This is a genomic window from Streptomyces sp. SID5469, from assembly GCF_009862865.1.
Classification (GTDB): Bacteria; Actinomycetota; Actinomycetes; order Streptomycetales; family Streptomycetaceae; genus Streptomyces; species Streptomyces avermitilis.
In genome coordinates this window covers 1895816-1918560 of sequence record NZ_WWIN01000001.1, presented here as the reverse complement: position 1 = coordinate 1918560, position 22745 = coordinate 1895816, and the positions used below count along the sequence as shown (strand labels likewise).

The 22745-nt window shown below is 73.4% G+C and carries 7 protein-coding genes; 3 read left to right on the top strand and 4 right to left on the bottom strand.

Translation table 11 applies throughout. From position 1 onward, the window contains the following. Positions 1-282: 282 nt before the first annotated feature. Positions 283-648, bottom strand: coding sequence for a peptidoglycan-binding domain-containing protein (locus tag GTY58_RS08250; RefSeq protein ID WP_037645913.1), 366 nt, complete (start codon positions 646-648; stop codon positions 283-285). Positions 649-838: 190 nt separating this feature from the next. Next, the gene (locus tag GTY58_RS08245; protein WP_037645914.1) at positions 839-1834 is read right to left on the bottom strand and encodes a helix-turn-helix domain-containing protein; all 996 of its coding nucleotides are present in this window, start codon (positions 1832-1834) and stop codon (positions 839-841) included. A 71-nt stretch (positions 1835-1905) separates the two neighbouring features. Between GTY58_RS08245 and GTY58_RS08240 the strand changes: the two genes are divergently transcribed. After that, positions 1906-3228, top strand: a complete 1323-nt coding sequence (locus GTY58_RS08240; protein WP_042492856.1) for an MFS transporter — start codon at positions 1906-1908, stop codon at positions 3226-3228. Between the two features lie 12 nt (positions 3229-3240). Here GTY58_RS08240 and GTY58_RS08235 read toward each other — a convergent pair whose 3' ends face one another. Then, a complete protein-coding gene (locus GTY58_RS08235) occupies positions 3241-4956 on the bottom strand; it encodes an ATP-binding SpoIIE family protein phosphatase (protein WP_037646192.1) in 1716 nt (571 codons plus the stop codon). A 320-nt stretch (positions 4957-5276) separates the two neighbouring features. Continuing rightward, entirely contained in the window at positions 5277-5957 is a 681-nt protein-coding gene (locus GTY58_RS08230) for a class I SAM-dependent methyltransferase (protein ID WP_010982992.1), read from the bottom strand. A 321-nt stretch (positions 5958-6278) separates the two neighbouring features. Here GTY58_RS08230 and GTY58_RS08225 point away from each other — a divergent pair, with 321 nt between their 5' ends. Both GTY58_RS08225 and GTY58_RS08215 read left to right on the top strand, forming a co-directional pair. Beyond that, the gene (locus GTY58_RS08225) at positions 6279-8003 is read left to right on the top strand and encodes a fatty acyl-AMP ligase (protein ID WP_010982991.1); all 1725 of its coding nucleotides are present in this window, start codon (positions 6279-6281) and stop codon (positions 8001-8003) included. A 240-nt stretch (positions 8004-8243) separates the two neighbouring features. Then, entirely contained in the window at positions 8244-22733 is a 14490-nt protein-coding gene (locus tag GTY58_RS08215) for a type I polyketide synthase (protein WP_063774023.1), read from the top strand. The last annotated feature ends 12 nt before the right edge of the window (positions 22734-22745 follow it).

Sequence of the window (22745 nt, the reverse complement as noted above, 5' to 3'; positions counted from 1 at the left end):
ATGTCTGCGGATCGGCGTGGTCGACGGGGCAGGGATGGGTCTACGGCGCGCTCACCCAGGCCGAGCTGATGCTCGAGGAGCACTTCGGCCTGGCCCCGTCCGACGTGGCTCTCGCCAAGCGTCCATCTCGGCGCGTAGGCCGCCGAGGCGGCACGTCGGCCGGCTGGGACGACGGCCGGCCGGTACGACGGCCGGTCGTCGCGCACTCCGCCGGTCAGAGGGTTGGTTCGGGGTGGATATGGAGTGGCTCCGGGAGAAGCCAACGGGCTGGTGAGGGGAAGCTCAGGACGGATAGGGGTGGTAACAGTCCAGGGCCGGGTCATAAAGCACCTGCCAAGTGCGGCCCTCGATGACACCGCTCGGCGGCAGGCCGTGGCAGCCCTGGATCCACTCGATCTTCTTCAGCATGACGGAGTCGAAGACCCCGTCGAGGGCCAGCTTGGGCGGCTGGCCTCCCCACACGTTGCTCAGGCACTGCGCCTGCCTGACCGCCTTACCGGTGTCACCGAGGGTGAGCATCGGCCGCGCCGTCGACGACACGTAGGAACAGCGATCGGGGACGGCTACGGCGACAGGTGGCACTGCCAGGCCAAGTGCCGCGGCTGTGCACAGCGCCGCGCCCAAGGTGACCGATCCGCTCTGTCTCATGCCGCTCCTTCCGGTCCGGCCACTTGCTGGGGAAACTCGGCGTCCGGGGCGATGGATATCCCCATGATCCCGCATGTCCGGCAACGTCCGCGCGTTACGACACGTTCGATCGTGGCGCCGGCCTCCCGTGGGACAGCCCGAGCCGTCAGGTCGGTCCCGTGAGCCACCCGCGGCCGCCGGACGGCCACGATCAGCCGGGCGCATGCCGCCGCGCCGTCCCTCGGAAGGTATGGCGGTACGCGCGCGGTGACACGCCGAGCGTTTCTCTGAAGCGCTGGCGCATCGCGGTGCCGGTGCCGAATCCGGCCCGGGCCGCGACGCGGTCCACCGGTTCATCGGTCTGCTCCAGGAGCCGACGGGCGTGCTGGAGGCGCTGGTGGGCCAGCCACTGGATGGGCGTCATCCCGGTCTCCTGGCGGAACTTGCGGCTCAGGGTCCGCACGCTCATCGACGCCTCCCGCGCGAGATCCTCCAGGACGAGCGGCTGTTCCAGATGCCGCAGCGCGTAGGTGCGGGCGGCGGCTGTGGAGGCATCCGCGGGTTCACGGATGGGCTGTTCGATGTACTGGGCCTGTCCGCCCTCGCGATGGGGCGGTACGACGGTGTCGCGGGCCACGGTGTTCGCCACTTCCGCGCCGTGATCACTGCGGATCATGTGCAGACACAGATCGATCCCGGCGGCGACACCCGCGGACGTCAGCACACCCCGGTCGTCGGTGTACAGCACGTCGGGGTCGACGTCGATCTCCGGGTACAGCGTGCGCAGTTCCTCGCAGGACTTCCAGTGCGTCGTCGCCCGGCGGCCCGCCAGCAGCCCGGCGGCGGCGAGGACGAACGATCCGGTGCAGATCGAAGCCAGCCGCGCACCGTCGGGGATCCGGGCCAGAGCGGCACGCACCGGGGCGGCCAACTGCCCCCGTTTCTGCGGGGTGTAGTCCTCCACGGCCGCAGGAACGATCACTGTGTCGGCACCCTCCAGCGCTTCGGGCCCGCAGGGCACGTTGATCGTGAAGTCGGTGTCGGTGGTGATCTCGCCGGGCACGGGAGCGCAGGTCACCACCGCATACAGGCGCCGGCCGTCCGCTCCGCGCGCTGTGCCGAACAGGCGGTGCACGATGCCCAGTTCCATCGGAAGCAGCCCGGGGCGCACCAGGATCACCACGCGGTGTGCCTTCTCCTCACGCATGGCCGGATTGTTTCACTACCTGTCCAGTCGGCCAGTGGTACGGGCGTCCCGCCTCACGAAGGGTGACGGGTATGGAAGACACAACCGGACACCCCCGCAATGCTCAGGGACACCGCGCCTGGTGGGTAGCCGCCGTCGCCGGACTGGCCATCGTGGTCGCCGGTGCCTTTTCCACGATGCCCGGCATCCTCCAAGGCCCCCTGCACCGGGAGTTCCACTGGTCCAGGGGCTCCATCGGCCTCGCCGCCTCCGTGAACATGGTCCTCTACGGCGTCACCGCCCCCTTCGCGGCGGCCCTGATGGACCGCTTCGGCATCCGCCGGGTGGTCGTCGCCGCCCTCAGTGCCGTCGCCGGCGGCGCCCTGCTCACCACGGTGATGAACGCCTCCTGGCAGTTCACCCTCTTCTGGGGCTTCCTCGTCGGTCTGGGCACCGGTTCCCTGGCGATGACCTTCGGCGCCACGGTCACCAACCGCTGGTTCGTACAGCGGCGCGGCCTGGTGACCGGAATGCTCTCCTCGGGCAGCGTGCTGGGCCAGTTGGTCTTCCTGCCGGCGCTGTCCTGGACCATCGACCACTACGACTGGCGCCCCGCCCTCATCACTCTCGCCCTGGTGGCCCTGGCCACCGCTCCCCTCGTCCGGCTCACGCTGCGGGACCATCCGGCCGACCTCGGCCAACGCCCCTACGGCAGCGACGCCTTCGTCCCCAAGCCGCCTCCGGTGACCGGTGCCGCCCGTCGCACGGTCACCGTGCTGCGTGACTCGGCGCGGACCCGTCCGTTCTGGCTGCTCGCCGCTCTGTTCGCGATCTGCGGCGCCTCCACCAACGGCATCATGTGGACCCACTTCGCCCCGGCCGCCCACGATCACGGCATGCCGGTGACCACCGCCTCCACGCTGCTGGCCGTCATCGGTGTCTTCAACGTCGCCGGCACCATCGGCTCGGGCTGGCTGACCGACCGCGTGGACGCCCGCCGTCTGCTCGCCGTCTTCTTCACCCTCCGCGGCGTCCTGCTCGTCACTCTGCCGCTGCTGATGGCCGCGACCGTCAACCCGCCCATGATGGTCTTCGTCGTCGTCTTCGGCCTCCTGGACCTCGCCACGGTCCCGCCCGTCATCGCCCTGTGCCGCCAGTTCCACGGTGCGGACAGCGCGATCGTCTTCGGCTGGACCAACGCGGCCCATCAGGTCGGCGCCGCCCTGGCCGCCCTTCTCGGCGGCGTCGCCCGCGACGCGTTCGGCAGTTACGACTTCGTCTGGGTACTCCTGGGCGCCGCCTGCGCGGCCGCCGCCCTGCTCGCCCTCGTCATCCAGCGGCCCTCCGCGCCCCGGAGCACCGAACTCCGGGACACTCCTGTCCCGAGCACGGCGGACTGCGCAACCGGCCGGTAGGGCGCGGGCCGGCTACTTCTTCGGGATCAGCTGCTCGAACCAGACCACCTTGCCCGTGCTCAGCCGCGTCGCTCCCCAGCGCCGCGCGAGTTGATTGACCAGAAACAGGCCGCGGCCGCCCTCGTCACCTGGCTCGGCATGCCGCATCCGGGGCACCTGAGGGGAGTCGTCGGTCACCTCGCAGCGGAGCACGTCGGTGCGGAGCAGCCGCAGCGCGATGGGCCGTGAGGCGAACCGCACGGCGTTCGTCACGACCTCGCTGACCATGAGTTCCGTCGAATCGAGCAGGGACTCCAGCCCCCAGCGCCGCAGCGTCCTGCGGGTCAGCCGGCGTGCCTGCCGCGCGGTCAGCGGGTGGGGGGCCAGGAACCAGTACCCCACGCTGTCCGGAGGGAAGCCCTCGAACCGGGCGGCGAGCAGCGCGATGTCGTCGTCCCGGGTGCCCGGCCCCAACGTGCCCAGCACTTGGTCGCACAGCCGTTCCAGCGAGGGGGCGGCGCGCCCGTCGGCAGTGGCCTGGAGACGGGCACGCAGCGCCTCGACGCCCGTTCCCACGTCCGTCTCGCGGGACTCGACCAGGCCGTCGGTGTACAGCAGAAGGGTCGCCCCGGTGGGCGCGGGCATCTCCACGGATTCGAAGGCGACGCCGCCGACGCCGATCGGGGCGCCCGGCGGGATGCGGAGTACTTCCCCGCGGCCGTCGGGGTGCAGGAGCACCGCGGGCGGGTGGCCGGCGCTCGCCATGAGCAGCCGGTGCGATATCGGGTCGTAGATGGCGTAGAGGCAGGTCGCGATGTGGTCGCTGCCCAGGCGCTGGGCCTGCTCGTCGAGATGGTGCAGGACCTCGTCCGGAGGCAGGTCCAGCCCGGCGAGGGTCTGCACGCTGGTGCGCAGCTGGCCCATGATCGCGGCGGAGGTCATGGAGTGGCCCATGACGTCGCCGACGATCAGCGCGACGCGGCTGCCGGGCAGCGGGATCGCGTCGTACCAGTCGCCGCCGACCTGAGCGGTCTTCGAGGCGGGCAGGTATCGGCTGGCCAGCCGGACGCCGGTGGGTTCGGGCAGCGACGACGGGAGCATGGTGTGCTGAAGGGTGTCCGCCACCGACGCCTCGTGTCCGTACATCACCGCCTTCTGGACGCCGAGAGCGGTGTGGGTCGCGAGCTGGGAGGCGACCAGCAGGTCGTCACCGGTGAAGGCGGGCCGGTCGGGCCGGCGCAGGAGAACGACGGTGCCCATGACGTGGTGGCGGCCGTGCAGGGGAGCGATGACCAGTCTGCGGCCCGGCGGCAGAGCCCCGGGCACGCTCGCCACGGGCCCGAGCAACTCGGCCACCGCGGGCGCGATCCCCGGCGCGTCGCCGAACGCCGGCCGCCCGGCCAGCAGGAGCGTCGCGAGCCGGCCGGTGGCGGTGAGATGGACGCGCTCGGCCACATCCGAGGGCAGGGGAAGACTCGTCGGAGCGGGCATACGAGACCAGCCGGTGTGGGCGGGCTCCGGCGTCCGGTCGATGCTGTGCAGTTGCAGGGCCACGGGCGCGGCCGACTTCTCGTCGCCGACCGGCAGCGGATCGTGCAGATGGATGAATATCACGTCCGCGAACGCGGGAACGGCTGCCCGGTGCAGTTCTCGGAGCGTCTCGTCCAGGTCCATCCCGCGGGCGATCTGCCGGGTCGCCACGTCGAGATACCTGAGTCGGTCGGTCTGCGGCCCGGTGCTGTCCGGCACCGCTCCCTCGGCGTACTCCGCTTCGGGAGCGTCCCCTTCCGGCGCGTGTCGCCCGGTGTCGGCACGGGACGGGGTGACCGGCCCCTTTCCCGGCTGCCCGGGCCTGCCCCCGTCGTGGCGGCCGTGCGCGGGGGGCGGCTGGGGCGTCCGGGTGACCCGCGGGCCCATGGGCGTGACGGGTGCGACAGGCCCGGCCCCGCTCAGCGGGCCGCCGGACTGCCGGGAGGCCTGGGCCGGGCCTTCATGAGGGGTGTGGTGCTCCGTCACGCGTTTGTCCCGTTCCGTGGGTGCCGCGGTCCGCGGTGATGGCTCGTGCGTTCTCAGCCGCGCCGTCTGCAGCAGAGGAAGACCTGTTCCTCGGGAGGGACGTCGGCGACCGAGGGGGCATAGGTGTAGGAGAACTCCTTGACGATCTCGAAGCCCGCGGTCTCGATGACCGTGTGCAGGTCCTCCCGCAGGTAGCCGGAGACCCGGATGGTGTGTCCGACGAACGGGATGGAGAAGTCGTCCACATCGGCTTCCACCATCGCGAGGGCGAACAGGCCGCCGGGAACGAGGAGATGGCGGACCGTCAGCAGCGCGAGCGGAATCTCGGGGCGCGGGAGCATCAGCAGGGAGAAGAAGGCCGCGACGGCGTCGAAGCGGCCCAGGTCGCGAGAGCCGCCCGGTCGCAGGTCGGCGACGTCCAACTGGTGGAACGTCGCACCCGGGACATACGCGCGGGCGAGTTCCACCATCCCGCCGGACAGGTCGACGCCCACCACGTCGAAGCCGGCGTCCGTCAGCTGGCGCGCGGTCGGCATTCCGGTGCCGCAGCCCAGATCCAGCACGCGGGATCGCGGCGGCAGGGATCCGATCAGCCATTCGCCGACGGAAACCTGGCCCTCCTTGTGCGGGAAGGCCTCGTCGTAGCGGTCGCCGATGGCGTCGAAGGCCTCGGCCTGACCTCTGCGGTCGAACCGCATGCTCTCGTAATCAGTCCCATTGCCACTGTTGATCACGAAAGTAACCTTTCATGGGTCATATTGTATTATCCCACAATCGGGTGAATTGCGGTCGTGGGCGCATCCTCGACGCGCAGCGTTTACATGCGGTCTGTCCCTCGGGCGGGTGGGACTTGCTAGGGTGTTACCCGTTGGTAGCAAGCTGAATGGGGGGCGCGAGGGGTCGGCGGACGTATCGCCGCAGCTCCTCGGGCGGGTGGTTGAGACGGACGGTCTGGCAAGGGGGCCAGGTCGGCCAAGGCTTCTGCGCGTGTGTGTCACGCGGCCCTCGAACTCCAGTTCCCTCGCCCACTGATCCAGACAGGTGAGACTCTTCATATGGCTCGATCCCTGGTCGACTTACTGACCAAGCACGCCTCGCACCAGCCCGACCGGACCGCCTACCGCTATCTCGTCACGGGCGACCGTGACGGAGAGATCCAGGACATCTCGTACGGGCGGCTGGCCGAACGGTCCCGCGCCGTCGCCTCCTGGCTTCAGGAGCGCGGCCTGGCCGGCTCCCGCGCCATGCTGCTGTATCCGCCCGGTCTCGAGTTCATCTGCGGCTACCTGGGCTGCCTTTCGGCCGGGGTCGTCGCCGTGCCGGGCGTGCCCCCGCAGGGCCGGTCGCAGAACCACCGCGCCCTGACCCGGATGAAGCGCCTGATCGCCGACGCGGACGCCAAGGTGATCCTGGGCGGCCGTGAGGTGATCGCCGCCCTGGGCACCATGGCGGAGCACCTGCCCGAACTGGCCGAGATCACCTGCGTCGCCACCGAGGACATCCCGGACGCGGCGGCCGGCTCCTGGCGCGAACCCGACCTCACCGCCGACTCGGTCGCCTTCCTCCAGTACACCTCAGGGTCGACCTCCGCTCCGCGCGGCGTGATGGTGACCCACGGGAACCTGCTGGACAACGAACGGGTCATCACGGAACGGATGGGCCACACTCCCGACACCATCGCGGAGTACGACCACGAACTGTTCGTCAGCTGGCTGCCCGTGTACCACGACATGGGCCTCATCGGCCCGGTGCTGAACACGGTCTACCTCGGCGCGACCGCCACACTCTTCTCGCCGCTGCACTTCCTCCAGCAGCCGCAGCGCTGGCTGACCGCCCTCAGCCACTACCGCCCGCACACCAGCGGCGGCCCCAACTTCGCGTACGAGCTGTGCCTGAAGCAGGCCACTCCCGACCTCCTCGACGGCCTCGACCTGAGCCGGTGGAAGGTCGCCTTCAACGGCGCCGAACCGGTGCGGGCCGCCACCCTGCGGCGGTTCACCGAGACGTTCGGCACGGCCGGGTTCCGTCGCGAGGCGCTCTACCCGTGCTACGGGCTGGCCGAAGCCACCCTGATGGTCACCGGCGGCTCGGTGGCGGCCCCGCCCACTCTGATCGAGGCCCCCGAGACCGGACCGCACGCCGGCGCGGCGGACGCGGCGGCGGTCGGCTCCGGCCGGCCCGGCCCCGGTGTGACCCTGGTGATCGCCGACCCGGAGCGGCAGCAGGAACTGCCCGACGGCGAGGTCGGCGAGATCTGGGTCCTGGGCGCGAGCGTCGCCAAGGGCTACTGGCGCAACACCCTCGCCACCCGCGAGAGCTTCCGCGCCACCCTGAAGAACCGTGAGGGCCGCTTCCTGCGGACCGGCGACCTCGGCTTCCTGCGTGACGGCGAACTGTTCGTCACCGGCCGCCTCAAGGACCTGATCGTCATCGACGGACGCAACCACTACCCGCAGGACCTGGAGCTGTCGGCGGAGATGTCCCACCCGGCGCTGCGGCCCGGCTGCACCGCCACGTTCTCCGTGGACGGCGGAGTGGAGGGCGAACAGCCCGTCATCGTCGCCGAGGCGGCCCCGGAGGCGGCGGACGAGTTCGAGAAGATCACCGACCGGATCCGCAGCGCGATCGGCGAGGCCCACGGACTGTCGGTGCGTGATGTCGTGCTGGTCCATCCCGGCACCATCCCCAAGACGTCCAGCGGGAAGATCCAGCGCCGCGCCTCCAGGACGGCGTACCTCGACGGCACCCTCTCCGTGGTCGGCGCGGCCGCCACGAGATGACGTCGCCCGCCGCCGGCGCGGACGAGAGCGCCGGCGGCGGTACGCCAGTTGCCGCCGTCGTACCGGCGTGCCGGTCGCACGCCGGTCGCCCACGGTCGTACGGCGCCTGAATCCGTCGTACGACGACCGCTTCAGCCGGACCGGCGTCGGCCCGCGCCCGCTGGATCGGCGTCGGCACCGTCAGCCGTGTCGGCCGTACGGAAACCGCCTGAGCCCGAGTTCACGAGGACACCTGCCCAGATGCCTGCGAACGAGTTCCCGAAGCAGTTCCCCGAGACGTCCCACGCGACCTCCGAAGGAGTGCGGGCCTGGCTGTCGGCGGCCGTCGCCGACGCGGCCGGGCTCCAGGCGCCGGTCATCGACCTGGACCGGCCGATAGCCGAATTCGGCCTCAGCTCCCGCCAGTTGGTCACTCTGGCCGCGGAACTCTCCCAGCGGATCGACCGGCCCCTGAACCCGTCCCTCGTCTTCGACCACCCCACCATCGCGGGGATCGCCGAGGCGGTCTTCGACGAAAGTCCCGTCGGCGCGACGGCGGCGGACCCGGCGCCTGCGGACGCGCCGCCCGCACGGGCGGACGACGACATCGCCATCGTCTCCATGGCCTGCCGCTTCCCCGGCGGCGCCGACGACCCCGAGGCGCTGTGGCGGCTGCTGACCGCGGGCGAGGACGCCATCTCGGAGGTGCCCGCGGGCCGTTGGGACACCCAGGGGCTCTACGACCCCGACCCGGAGGCCACCGGCAAGGCGTACACCCTGCGGGGCGGCTTCCTCTCCGACATCGACCGTTTCGACGCGTCCTTCTTCGGAATCTCACCGCGCGAGGCCGCGGCCATGGACCCGCAGCAGCGGCTGCTCCTCGGGACCGCCTGGGAGACGATCGAACGTGCCGGGATCGTCCCGGAGACGCTGAACGGCAGCTCCACGGGCGTCTACATCGGTCTGTACGACAGCGGATACCAGGCCTCGGCCTCACTGGGTCGGCTCGACGGGCACGTCGGCACCGGCTCCGCGTCCAGCGTGGCCTCCGGCCGCATCTCCTACACCCTCGGCCTCCAGGGCCCGGCGGTGACCGTCGACACCGCCTGCTCCTCCTCCCTCGTCGCCCTGCACCTGGCGGCGCGGGCGCTGGCGGACGGCGAGTGCGACCTCGCGCTGACGGGCGGCGCCACCCTGCTGGTGACCCCGCGCGGGCACGTCGAGTTCAGCAGGCTGCGCGGGCTGTCGCCGTCCGGGCGGTGCAGCCCGTTCTCCACCGAGGCGGACGGCGTGGTGTGGGCCGAGGGCTGCGGTCTGGTCCTGCTCAAGCGGCTCGCGGACGCGCGCCGGGACGGCGACCGGGTCCTCGCGGTCGTCAAGGGGTCGGCGATCAACCAGGACGGCCGCAGCCAGGGCCTCAGCGCCCCGAGCGGCCCGGCGCAGGAGCGGGTGCTGCGCGCCGCCCTGGACGCCGCCGGGCTCCGGCCAGACGACCTGGACTACGTCGAGGCGCACGGTACGGGCACGCCGCTCGGCGACCCCATCGAGGGCCGGGCGCTGACCGCCGTCTTCGGGCCGGGCCGCCCCGCCGACCGGCCGCTCGGCGTCGGCTCCCTGAAGTCCAACCTCGGTCACACACAGGCCGCGGCGGGCATCGGCGGCGTCATCAAGACGGTGCTGGCCCTCGGCCACCAACTGCTCCCGGCATCGCTGCACGCCGAGACCCCGACCGAACACATCGACTGGGCGGGCGGCGGCCTGCGCGTGCACAGCACCGCGGCGGGGTGGCCGCGCGACGTCGACCGGGTGCGGCGGGCCGGAGTGAGCGCGTTCGGGATCAGCGGTACGAACGCGCACGTGGTTCTGGAGGAGGCACCGCACGACCTGACGCGGCCCACGGGCGAGCCGCAGAGTCCCGAGCAGCCGACGGCCGAAGAGACCGCTCCCCACCTGCCCGCTCCCCACCTGCCAGCCCCCCACCTGACCGGAAAGACCCTCTTCCCGCTCTCCGCCCGCACCCTCCCCGCCCTCCGGGGCCAGGCCGGCCGTCTCCTCGAAGCGCTCAGCGCGGATCCGCAGACGCCGCTGCCCGAGGCGGCCGCCACGCTGGCCCACCACCGCACGCACTTCGAGCACCGGGCCGTCGTCCAGGCGGGCGACCGCGACGAACTGCTGACCGCACTGCGCGGGCTGGCCGAGGGACAGCCGGACACCGACAGGGTCGCCGGCCCCCAACAAGCCCTCCCCCCGGGGAAGCTGGCCTTCGTCTTCCCCGGCCAAGGCGCCCAGTGGACCGGCATGGCCCGCGATCTGCTGGACCGCTCCCCGGTGTTCGCGGACGAACTCGACCGCTGCGACGCCGCCCTGCGCCCGTTCACCACCTGGTCGGTGGCGGCCGTCCTGCGCGGCGACGCGGGCGCCCCGTCGCCGGACCGGGTGGACGTCGTCCAGCCGGTCCTCTTCGCCGTGATGATGTCCCTGGCCGCCGTGTGGCGGGCCCGTGGCGTACGGCCGGACGCCGTGATCGGGCACAGCCAGGGCGAGGTCGCCGCGGCCTGCGTCGCCGGGGCGCTCAGCCTCAACGACGCGGCGGCGGTGGTCGCCCTGCGCAGCCAGGCCCTGACCGAGCTGTCCGGCACCGGAGCCATGGCCGTCGTCGCCCTGCCGCACACCGAGGTCGAGGCCCACCTCGCCGGCCTCGACGGCCGGGTGTCCGTCGCAGCCGTGAACAGCGGCCGGTCCACGGTGATCGCCGGCGACGTGGAGCCACTGGAAGCCCTGCTCGCCGACCTCGACCGGCAGCAGGTGTTCGTCCGCCGCCTCGACGTCGACTACGCCTCCCACAGCGCCCAGGTCGAGCAGGTCCGCGCGGCCGTCCTCGACGAACTCGACGGGATCACCACCTGCCCGACGTCCGTCGCCTGGTACTCCACGGTCCTGGGCGAACCGGTCACCGAGGAACTGGAAGCCGACTACTGGTACACCAACCTCCGGGAACCCGTCCGCTTCGCGCCCACCGTGGAACGCATGGCGGCCGACGGCTACCGGTACTTCGTGGAACTCAGCCCCCATCCGTCCCTGCTCACCGCCCTGCGCACCGTCGTCGAAGACGCCGATGCCGCCGAGGCCGCTGAAGACACAGCCCCCGACCTGGTCGCCGTCGGATCGCTCCGTCGCGACGAGGACGGGCCCGCCTGCCTGGACCGGGCCGCCGCCGAACTCCACGTCCACGGACGGCGGATCGACTGGCGCCGTCTGGTCGCCGACGCACCCCGCGCGGATCTGCCGACGTACGCCTGGGACCCGCAGCGCCACTGGATCGAACCGGAAGCGGCCGCCGGCGCCCCCGGTCTCTTCGACCGTGCCGCGCATCCGTTGCTCGGCATCCAGTTGCAGTCGGCGGACGAGACCCGCTGGACCTTCCGCAACGAGTGGTCCCCGGCCACCGCCGACTGGCTGCCCGACCACGCCGTGTTCGGCCGGACCGTGGTGTCGGGCACGACGCTGATGGAACTGTGCCGCGCCGCGCTCGCCGTGGCCCGCCCGGACGCCCCGGGGGACGTCACCGACCTGTTCCTCCTGACGCCCCTCACCCTGCCCGGGTCCGGCACGGTCGAGGTGTCCGTCGAGGTGGTCACCGCCGGTCCCGTACCGGAGATCACCGTGCACAGCCGTCCGCGCGGCCAGGAGGGCACGGGCTGGACCCTGCACGCCACCGCGTCGGCGGCCGAGGCCGCTCCGGTGACGCAAGGGCCCTTGCCGGTGTGGCCGGAGGCGGCCGGGACGGCCTGGAGCCCCAAGACGTACGAGCGGCTGGCCCGCCTCGGCCTCGGCTACGGCCCGGCCTTCCAGGGCGTACGGGCGGCGGTGACGACCGGCGACGGCGAGCTGCTGGCCAGGCTCTCGCTGCCGACCGTGGCCCGCGATGTCGCCGACCCCTACCCGCTCCACCCGGCGGTGCTGGACGCCGCACTGCACGTGGCCGCCGTGTTCGACGCGGGCGACGCGTCCGACGGCCGGGTGCTGCTGCCGGTCGCGGTGGGCCGCTGCGTCCTGCCGCACGGCGGAGCGACCGAACTGACCGCGCGCGTAAGGCGGTCGGGCGGTTCCGGGACGGACCTCACGCTCGACGTGACGCTGTGGGACGCCGACGGAATCCCGGCGGGCCGCCTGGAGGGCGTACGGCTGCGGGCCGCGAACCCGGCGGACCTGGGCACCGGCTCCGAGAACGGGCGGCACCTGTACGAGGTGGCGTGGACGGCCGTACCCGAGGAGCCCGCCGGGGCGCCGGGCACCGAGTGGACCGTCCTCGGCGACCCCTCGGACCCGGAGGCCGCGGCGGCCCTGCGCGGCCTCGCGGCGGCGGGGATCACGGTGGGCGAGACGGGCGCGGACGTCCGCGTACGGTTCTGGCCGCGCCCGGCGTCCGACGTCGAACCGGCCGCCGCGGCACAGGAGTTGGCGGCCACGGCACTGGCCGAACTCCAGGCGCTGCTCGCCCTCCCCGAGGACGAGGCGCCCACCCGGACGGTTTGGGTGACCCATGGCGCGGTCGCGGCCGGCGAGGGGGACACGGTGCCCGGCCTCGCCCAGTCGGTGCTGTGGGGCCTCGCCCGCAGCGCCCGCACCGAACACCCCGGCCTCGGGCTGACCCTGCTCGACCTCGACGGCTCCGATCCCGGGGGTGCCCTGCCGGTCGCCGTCGCGTACGCCGGTGAACCCGAACTCGCGCTCCGGGCAGGCACGTTGCTCGTCCCGCGGCTGGTGCGGGCCCGCGCCGCACAGGCGTTGCCGATCCCGGCCGATGACCACTACGAGCTGGCCGGCCTCCCGGCGGACGTGACCCTGCGCGCGGTGGCGCCCCGGGCCCTGGCCCCCGGCCAGGTCCGGATCCAGGTGCACGCGGCACGCGTACACCCCTCCGGTGACGACGCGCCGGACGCCGTGTCGGCCGGTGTGCTCACCGAGGTCGGCGCCGACGTCGAGGGACTCGCCCTCGGCCTGCGGGTCGTCGCCGTCGCCGACACCGCGCCCGGCTCCGCGGCGGTCGCCGACGCGCGGCTGGTCGTGGCGCTCCCGGACGGCCTGCCGTTCACCACCGCGGTCACGCTGCCCGGGGAACACGCCGATGCCGTCGCACCAGGCCGCGCAGAGCTCGGTGCGGCTCTGCGCGAGGCCGTCGCGTCGGTCGCCGCCGGGCACACGCGTCCCACGCGCCCGCGGGCGTGGCCCGTCACCGCCGCGCGCGAGGCGATACGGAGAGGCGGCCCCGTCGTCCTCGACCTGGTCGGCCGCCCCACCCTGGCGCCCACCGACGGCACGGTGCTGATCACCGGCGGCCTGGGCGCGGTCGGCCGGCACATCGCCCGGCTCCTCGCCGAACACGGCGTCCCCCGGCTGCTGCTGACCTCCCGTCAGGGCGCCGACGACCCGCGCGCCGCCGAGGTGCGAGCGGAACTGGCCGCGCTCGGCGCCGAGGTCGAGGTGGCGGCGTGCGACGTCGCGGACGCCGCGGCCCTGGCCGACGTACTCGGCCGCATCGGCGACGAGTTGCCGCTGCGCGGCGTCGTGCACTGCGCGGGCGTCCTGGCCGACGGGGTGGTCGCCGAGCTGACGCCCGAACGCCTCACGCGGGTCCTGCGCCCCAAGGTCGACGGCGCCGCCCATCTGCACCGGCTCACCGCCGACGTACCGCTCGACCTGTTCCTGCTGGTCTCCTCCGCCGCCGGCGTCCTCGGCACCGCGGGGCAGAGCAACTACGCGGCGGCCAATGTCTTCCTCGACCAACTGGCCCACCATCGCCGGGCGCTGGGCCTGCCCGGCGTCTCGGTCTCCTTCGGCGCCTGGGCGGGCGAGGGACTGGCCGCCGAACACGCCGACCTGGAACGGATGGCCCGCCTCGGCCACCGCGCCCTCACCCCCGACCAGGGCCGCGAACTCGTCGAACTCTCCCTGCGCCGGGGCGCACCGCACCTGGTCGCCTGGTCCCTGGACCTGCCCCGCCTGCGCGAGACGACGGCGGCCGGCGACGACACGGCGGCGGCCTTGTGGCGCTCGCTGCTCCCCGCGCCCCGCACCGGCCAGGACGGCGCCGACGGCCTGGCGGACCGCCTGGCCCGGCTGCCGGAGGCCGAACGCGCCGAACGCGTCCTGGCCCTGGTCCGCGAGGAGGCCTCCCGCGCCCTGGGCCTGCGCTCGGCCCAGTCGGTCCGCCCCGACCAGCCGCTGCGCGAACTCGGCATGGACTCGGTCACGGCGGTCGAACTGCGCAACCGCATCGGCACCCGCATCGGCGCCAAGCTCCCCGCCACCCTGCTGTTCGACCACCCCACGCCGTCCCGGCTCGCCGAGTACCTGCTGACCACAGCGCTCGCGACGGCCGGCCGGCCGGCCCGCCGGACCGCACCCGGCGCCCAGCCGGCCCGCACGGCGACGCCCGCGTCCGACGAGCCGGTGGCCGTGGTGAGCATGGCCTGCCGCCTGCCCGGCGGGGTGAGCGACCCGGAGGGTCTGTGGCACCTGGTCGCCCAGGGCCGTGACGCGGTCGGCCCGTTCCCGGCGGGCCGCTGGGACGTGGAGTCGCTGTACGACCCCGACCCGGAGGCCCTCGGCAAGTCGTACGCCCGGGAAGGCGGTTTCCTGGACGGCATCGAGTCCTTCGACGCGGGCTTCTTCGGGATCACCCCGAAGGAAGCGGCGGCCATGGACCCGCAGCAGCGGCTGCTGCTGGAGATGGCGTGGGAGGCACTGGAGCGCGCCGGTACCGTGCCCGCCGAACTGGCGGGCAGCACCACCGGTGTGTACGTCGGCATGTTCGGCAGCGACTATCTCGCGGGCTCCCGGCTCGACCAGCTGGACGGGTACGTCGGTACGGGGTCGGCGCTGAGCGTGGCCTCGGGCCGGCTCTCGTACGCGCTGGGGCTGCACGGTCCCGCGTTGACGGTGGACACGGCGTGCTCGTCGTCGCTGGTCGCGACGCACCTGGCGGCGCAGGCACTGCGGTCGGGCGAGTGCGACCTGGCGCTCGCCGGTGGTGTGACGTTGATGGTGACGCCCGGGACCTTCGTGGAGTTCAGCCGCCTTCGGGGCCTGTCCCCGACCGGCCGCTGCCGCTCGTTCTCCGACGACGCCGACGGCGCCGTCTGGGCCGAGGGCGCGGGCATGCTCGTACTGAAGCGGCTGAGCGACGCGCGGCGGGACGGCGACCAGGTGCTGGCGGTGCTGCGTGGCACGGCCGTCAACCAGGACGGCCGCAGCCAGGGGCTGTCCGCGCCGAACGGCCCGGCTCAGGAACAGGTGATCCGGCGGGCGCTGGAGCTGTCCGCACTGGGCGCCGCCGACATCGACTACGTCGAGGCGCACGGCACGGGAACCACACTGGGCGACCCGATCGAGGCGAACGCGCTGTCGGAGGTCTTCGGCGACTCGCGTCCCGAGAACCGTCCGCTGTACCTCGGGTCGCTCAAGTCCAACATCGGGCATGCGCAGGCGGCCTCGGGCGTGCTCGGGCTGATCAAGGTGGTGCAGTCGCTGCGGCACGGGACCCTGCCGCGCACCCTGCACGCGGGCACGCCCAGTCAGCACGTCGACTGGGACGGCAGCGGCCTGCACCTGCTCCAGGAGGCGGTGGACTGGCCGTCGTCGGGGGAGCGGGTGCGGCGGGCCGGCGTGAGCGCCTTCGGGATCAGCGGCACCAACGCGCATGTGATCGTGGAGGAGGCACCACCACCGGCCGCGACGGAGCCGAACGCCGAACCCATGCCCGGGAAGCGGCTGTTCGCACTGTCCGGGCGCAGTGAGGCCGGCGTGCGGGGCCAGGCCGCGCGACTGGCCCAGTACCTGACCGAGGACGTCGCCCTGCCCGACGTCGCCCACACCCTGGCGCGGCACCGCAGCCACTTCGAGCGGCGCACGGCGATCGTGGCGGCCGACCGGGACGAACTGCGCGCCGCGCTCGACGCGCTGGCGACCGGACGGACACCGCTCGTGCCGCCCCGCGAGGAGCAGACGGGCAAAGTGGCCTTCGTCTTCGCCGGGCACGGGGGCCAGTGGCCGGGCATGGGCGTGGAGTTGATGGCCGGCTCGGATGCCTTCCGCGAGGAGCTGGCCCGCATCGACGAGGCGGTTCGGCGGCACGTCGGCTGGTCGGTGCTCAACGTGCTGCGGGCACCGGAGGAAATCGCCCCGCTCGACCGGACCGAGTTCCTTCAGCCGGTGCTGTTCGCGGTCAACGCGGCGCTGGCCGCCGCCTGGCGTGCGCTCGGCATCACCCCGGACGCCGTGATCGGGCACAGCCTGGGCGAGATCGCCGCCGCGTACAGCGCGGGCGCCCTCACCCTGGACGCTGCCGTGACCGTGGTGACCAGGCGTGCCCAGGCCGTCGTACCGCTGGCGGGCAAGGGCGGGATGCTGAGCGTGGAACTGCCGCGCGCGCAGGTGGAGGAGCTGCTCGCGCCGTACGCGGGACGGCTGTTCGTCGCGGCGGTCAACAGCGCGCACGCCACCGCCGTCTCGGGCGACGCCGAGGCACTGGCCGAGGTGCTCCACCGACTCGAGGAGCGGAAGATCCCCGCCCGGCGACTGTCGACGCCGTTCGCCTCGCACACCCCTTTGATGGATCCGCTCCGCGAGGAACTGCTCGACCGGTTCGCCGATGTGCGGGGCGCGCGGACGCCGACCCCGCTGTACTCGACGGTGCTGGCCGAGCCCGTGCCCGGGGACCGGCTCGACGCCGCGTACTGGTACGCGAACCTCAGGGAGCCCGTCCGTTTCGCGGACACGGTCCGGCGGATGCTGGACGACGGCTACCGCTACTTCGTCGAGCTGAGCCCGCACCCGTCGCTCGGCCCCTCGATCGAGGCGGTGGCGGCCGAGGCAGGCATCGACGCGGTCGGCGTCGGCTCGCTGCGCCGGCAGCAGGACGGGCGCGACATTCTGCTGCGCAGGCTGGGGGAGTTGTACGCGGCCGGGCACACGCCCGACTGGCCGGTGCTGTTCCCGACGGGGCGCCGGGTCGACCTGCCCACGTACGCCTTCGCCCGCGAACGCCACTGGCTCGCGCCCGCCCCGGCCTCCCCGGCGGGCGGCGGGGGGCCGCTCCTCGGCACCCACGTCGAGGCCAGCGACGAGCCCGACCGGCACCTCTTCCAGAGCGACCTGGACCTGCGCGACAGCCGCTTCGCCTACCTGACCGACCACCGGGTCACCGGCGACGTCTGGCTGCCCGGCGCCGCCTTCCTCGACATGGCACTGGAAGCCGCTTCCGCGCTGCAGGACGGCGGCGAGGTGCGGCTGGCCGACGTCAGGTTCCTGCGGCCGCTGCGTCTGGACGAGGGTCGGCCCGTGCGGCTGCAACTGGTCCTGCGGCCCGCCGAGGACGGCGTCCGGGACTTCACCATCGCCTCCGCGGTCACCGGTGAGCGGCGTACCCGCTGGGAGCGGCACGTCAGCGGACGCGTCACGGTCACCGCCGGGGAACCCATGGCCGATGCGCGGCTCGCCGTCCTGCGTGAGCAGTGCACCGAACAGGTCGACCTGCCGGGTGTCTACGCCCGGCTCGCCGCCCTCGGCATCGACTACGGCCCCGCCTTCCGGGGCCTGGAGGAGGGCCGCCGCACACACTCCGCGGCGCTCGGCCGGCTGGCCGCGCACCCCGCAGCCGGTCATCTGCTGCACCCCGCGGTCCTCGACGCCGCCTTCCATACGGCCGCGCTGCCGGGCGACGCGCCCGAGGGCCGGGCGTTCGTGCCCGCCGGGTTCGGACGGCTGCGGTTCACCGGGCTGCGCACCACGCCCGTGTGGGTGACCTGCGAGCTGCGGTCCATGGCCGGCGACACCGCGACCCTGGACCTGCGGCTCTGGGACGAGAACGAGCAACTCGTCCTGGAAGCGGAGGAGTTCGAGCTGGCCGCGCTCTCCCCACTGGACGGCGCGCTCTTCGAGACCCGCTGGCAGCCGCGCCCGCCCGCGCAGGAGCCGCCCGCCACGGGCAGTTGGCTGATCCTGGCGGACGAGACGGGCGTGGCCGTCGAGCTCGCCGAGCGGCTGGGCTCGTCGGTACCGCATGTCATCGTCCGCAGGGGCGAGGCGTTCGGCGTCGAAGGACCCGGCCGGTACGTCCTCGATCCGGCCGATCCGCAGCAACTGGCGCACCTGCTCGACGAGGCCTTCGCGGACGGGCTGCCCGAGCGGGTGGTCCAGTTGTCCGCGCTCGACGCTCCGGCGATCGGGGAGGCCCGTACGGCGGAGCAAGCGGCCCGGCTGTGCTGCCTGAGCACCCTGCACCTGGTGCGGACGCTCGCCGACCGTCCCGAGGGCCGGGCCCCTCGTCTCTTCGTGGTCGTACGGGGCAGCCAGGCCGTGGGCGACAGCACACAGGTGACGCACCCTCAGCAGGCGCTCGCCTGGGGCTTCGGTCTCGCGGTGGCGCAGGAGTACCCGGAGCTGGCGACCACGCTGATCGACCTGCCGTCCACGGACGGCGTCGACGCCCTGTGGGAGCAGCTCCGGCACGCGGACGACGAACGGCTGGTCGCACTGCGGGACACGGGACGTCTGGTGCCGCGCCTGGCTCGTACGCGCCCGGACGACGGCGGTCACGGTGAGCTCACCCCGGACGGCGTGTACCTGATCACCGGCGGTCTGGGCGGCCTCGGTCGCGTGGTCGCCGAGCGGCTGGTCCGCCGTGGTGCCCGCAGACTGGCCCTGCTGAGCCGAGGCAGGCCCGGCGCGGACGCCGCGGGCTGGATCAAGGGCCTCGAAGAGCGCGGCGTCACCGTGCACCTCGCCCGCGCCGACGTCGCCGACCGTGCCGGTCTGACGGCCGCGCTGGCGGCCCTGCGGCGTGACGCCGGACCGGTCGCCGGAGTCGTCCACGCGGCCGGTGTGCTCGACGACGCCACGGTCGCGAACCTCACGGACGAACGCGTCCTGCGCGTGCTCGCCCCCAAGGTTCTGGGCACCACCCTGCTCACCGAGCTGATCCCGGAAGCCGGGAACCTGGTCCTGTTCGCCTCGGCGGCCGGTCTTCTGGGCTCGGCCGGGCAGAGCCCGTACTCGGCGGCGAACGCCTTCCTCGACGCCTGGGCGCACCACCTTTCCCGTACCGACCGCCGGGCGCTGAGCCTCGACTGGGGTGCCTGGGCCGGCGTCGGCATGGTCGCCGAGTCCGGCACCCGGGCCGACGAGACCAGCCGGTCGGGTCTGGTCGCCTTCTCCCCCGACGAGGGCGGGGAACTGTTCGAGCGGGTGCTGGCCACGTCCCGGCGCCAGCTCGCGCCCATCGCCCTGGACTGGGAGATGCTGGCGCTCGACGCGGACGCGGCGCGGACCCGCCCGCTCCTGGGTGACCTGGTCACCGTCCCGACGGGTGGGGCGGACTCGGACGACCTCGTCAAGAAGGTGTTCGCGGCGACGACGGACCACGACCGTGCCGTACGGCTCGAAGCGTACGTACGGGCCAGGGTCGGCGAGGTCTGCGGAGGTGCCGTGGACGTGTCCGGGACCACGGTCCTCAAGGAACTGGGCCTGGACTCCCTCATGCTCGTCCGGCTGCGCAACGCCTTCGCCCGCGAGCTGGGCGTCGAACTCCCGGCCGCCGCGATGTTCTCGGCGTCCGACATCCGCGGCCTCGTACGGGCCCTGGTCGCGGCCCTGCCCGAGCGGGACACCGTGACACCGGAGCAGCCGGCCGACGTCACCTCGGAAGTGCTGGAAGTGCCGGAGACCGAACTGCGGCCCGCGACCCGCGATGTCGTACGACTGCTGCGCAGCGCCCAGCCGGGCATGCCGGGCGCGGCGCACGCCGTCGGCCTGGCGGTGCGGCTCACCACGCCGACCACCCGCGAGACGCTCACCGGCATCCTCACCCGGCTCGTCGCACGGCACGCGGCCCTGCGGACCGCGATCGTGCCCGGTGCCGAAGGCGGGCGGCAGCTGCGGGTGGACCGGGAGCCGGCGAACCCGGTGCTGCGCTGGACGGACGTGGCCGCCGACGTGGAACTCGACGCCGGCGACCGGCTGCGGGAACTGCTCGAGTCACCGTTCGACCTGACGACCGCGGCGCTGTGGCGGTTCGAACTGCTCGACGGTGGTGCGCGGGGACAGATCCTGGTGTTCGGCGCGCACCACGCGGTGAGCGATCTTCAGTCGCTGCTGCTCGTGGCGGGGGAGATCGACGCCGAACTGTCCGGCACCTCGCTCGGCGACACCGTCACCAACCGCGACATAGACCTGCTGATCCAGGCCCAGCGCACCGAGGGGACCGTGCCGACCGGCGACGGGCCAGGTGCTGCCGCCGCGGTCGAGTGGCGCGAGGCCTTCCACGGCAGTGGCCGTCTCGACCTGACACTCACCAGGGAGCGCCCGGCCGCGCGGTCGTACCGGGCCGGCAGTGTGACCGTGGCGATCCCCGACGGGCTCATGGAGCGGGTGTCGGCAGCCGCGAGCGGGCTAGCCGTCACGCCCGCCGCCTTCTGCCTCGGCACACTCACCGTGCTGCTGGCACACAGGCGCGAGCGTGAGCGCTTCGTGCTGGCCGTGCCCGTGGACACGCGCATCCACGCCGACGCGTACGACGCGGTGGGCTTCTTCGGCGTGCCGGTGCCGTTCCCTGCCGAGGCGGGGGCAGGCGAGCCGGTCGAGCAGGTGCTGCGCCGCACCGACGGCCGCCTCGAGAAGGTCCTCGCGAAGGGTGCCATGTTCTCGGACGTCCTGCCGACGCTGGCGAAGCAGGGGCTGTACCGGCCGAACGCGCCGCTGGTGGAGGTGTACTTCAACTACGTACGCTCCTCGGCGGGGCGCCTGACGAACCTGGAGGTGCTGCCGGCCGGGACGGGCTGGTCGGACCTCGACCTGATGATCACCATGACGCCGGACGCGGGCCGGATCCGGCTCGACCACAACCTCGACATCCTGGACGCGGCGGCCACCACGGACCTGGGGGAGGAGTTCCTGCGGCTGCTCGCCCGGGCGGTGGAGGATCCGACGGCACCGGTGCGTACGACGGCCGCGAGCGAAGCCCCGGCAGCGACGGAAGTCCTGGTCGCGTCCGAAGTCCCGCCCGCGGCCGAAGCCCTGGCGGTGAGCGAAGCGCCGGCAGCGACGGAAGTCCCGCCCGCGACCGAAGTCCCGCCCGCCGGCGAGCCCGCTGTCGTCCCGCCGCGTCCGCTCGCCGTCGCCGCCACCTTCGCCCTGGGCAATCTGCCGCTGATGTGCGAGTTGGCGTGCAACGAGGGGGCGGGGGCACGGGACGGCGGTGTGACGGTCGCGGAGGCGCCGTACCACCATGTGCTCGCGAGCCTGCGGGATCCTTCCGGCGTCTTCGCGGACCCGGCCACGGCGGTGGGCGTGGTGCTGCTGCGGGCGGCGGACCTGGAACGGTTCGGGCCGGTCGACGACGCGCTGCTCGCCGAGCTCCGCACCGAGTACCCGGCCGCGCTGCGGGCCCTGTCCGAGCGGACCCGGAAGCCGCTGATCGTCGGCTTCCCGCCGTCCGCGCGCGCCGACGACCGCCTCGAGCGCTGGGACAGCGAGGTCGCCGCCGAGCTGGCCGGGCTGCCCGGCATCGCGGTGCTGGGCCCCGACGACTGGACCCGGCACCACGCCGTCGGGGAACGCTTCGACGAACGGACCGAGAAGCTCGCCCACCTCCCCTTCACCCCGGACTTCCAGGCGGCGGTGGCCCTGCGCCTGGCCGACGTCGTACGAGCGGTGCGGCGCCCCGCGCCGAAGGTGATCGCGGTGGACGGGGACGAGACCCTGTGGGGCGGTGTCGCCGGGGAGATCGGCCCGGAGGCGGTGGACCTGACCGGTCCGCGTGCCCTGCTGGCGCGCAGGCTGCTGCAGTGGCGTGCCGCGGGTGCGCTGCTGGCGCTGGTCAGCAACAACGACGAGGACACGGTCCGGGCCGTCCTGGACCGCCCGGACAGCCTGCTGAAGGCGGAGCACTTCAGCGTGCTCTCCGCCGCCTGGGGCCCGAAGTCGGGTCGCCTGGCCGAGGCGGCGCGCACGCTCAACCTCGGTACGGACAGTTTCCTGTTCCTCGACGACAACCCGGTCGAGATCGCGGGGGTGCGGTCCGCGTTGCCGGAGGTGCTGTCGGTGACCTGCCCGCCGACGGCCGAACTGGACGAGTTCCTGGGCCGGTTGTGGCCGCTGGTCCCGGCGGCTGCGACGGCCGAGGACGGGCTGCGGGCACGGTTCTACGAGCAGGAGCGGGAGCGGGACGCCGTCCGCGAACACGCCGGTTTCGAAGAGTTCCTCGCCCAGCTGGAGCTGGAGGTAGACATCCGGGCCCTGTCCGCGGCCGACGTCCAGCGGGCCGAGCAACTCGTCCGTCGTACCAACCAGTTCACTCTCCGCGCCCGGTCGGCCGACGGCGGCGATCTCACCCGGTGGCGGGAGTGCGGCGAGGTGTGGACGGCCGCGGCCCGGGACCGGTTCGGCGACTACGGCCAGATCGGCCTGCTCGCCGTCCGCCCGGGAGAGGGCCAACTCGACGTACTGGCCTGGATGATGAGCTGCCGGGCGCTCGGCCGGGGTGTCGAGGAGCGCCTGTTGCGGTGGCTGGCCGACCGCGCCGAGGAACTGGGCTGCGCGAAGGTACGGCTGACGGCGGAGCGCACCCCGCGCAACGTTCCGGCCCGTCGTCTGGTCGCCGCGCTCGGCGGCGGTGACCAGGACGACGCGTATCTGGAGACCGTGGTCACACCGGACCAACTGCGGGCCTTCCGGTCCTGGCAGCAGCAGTGAGGGAAAGGACAC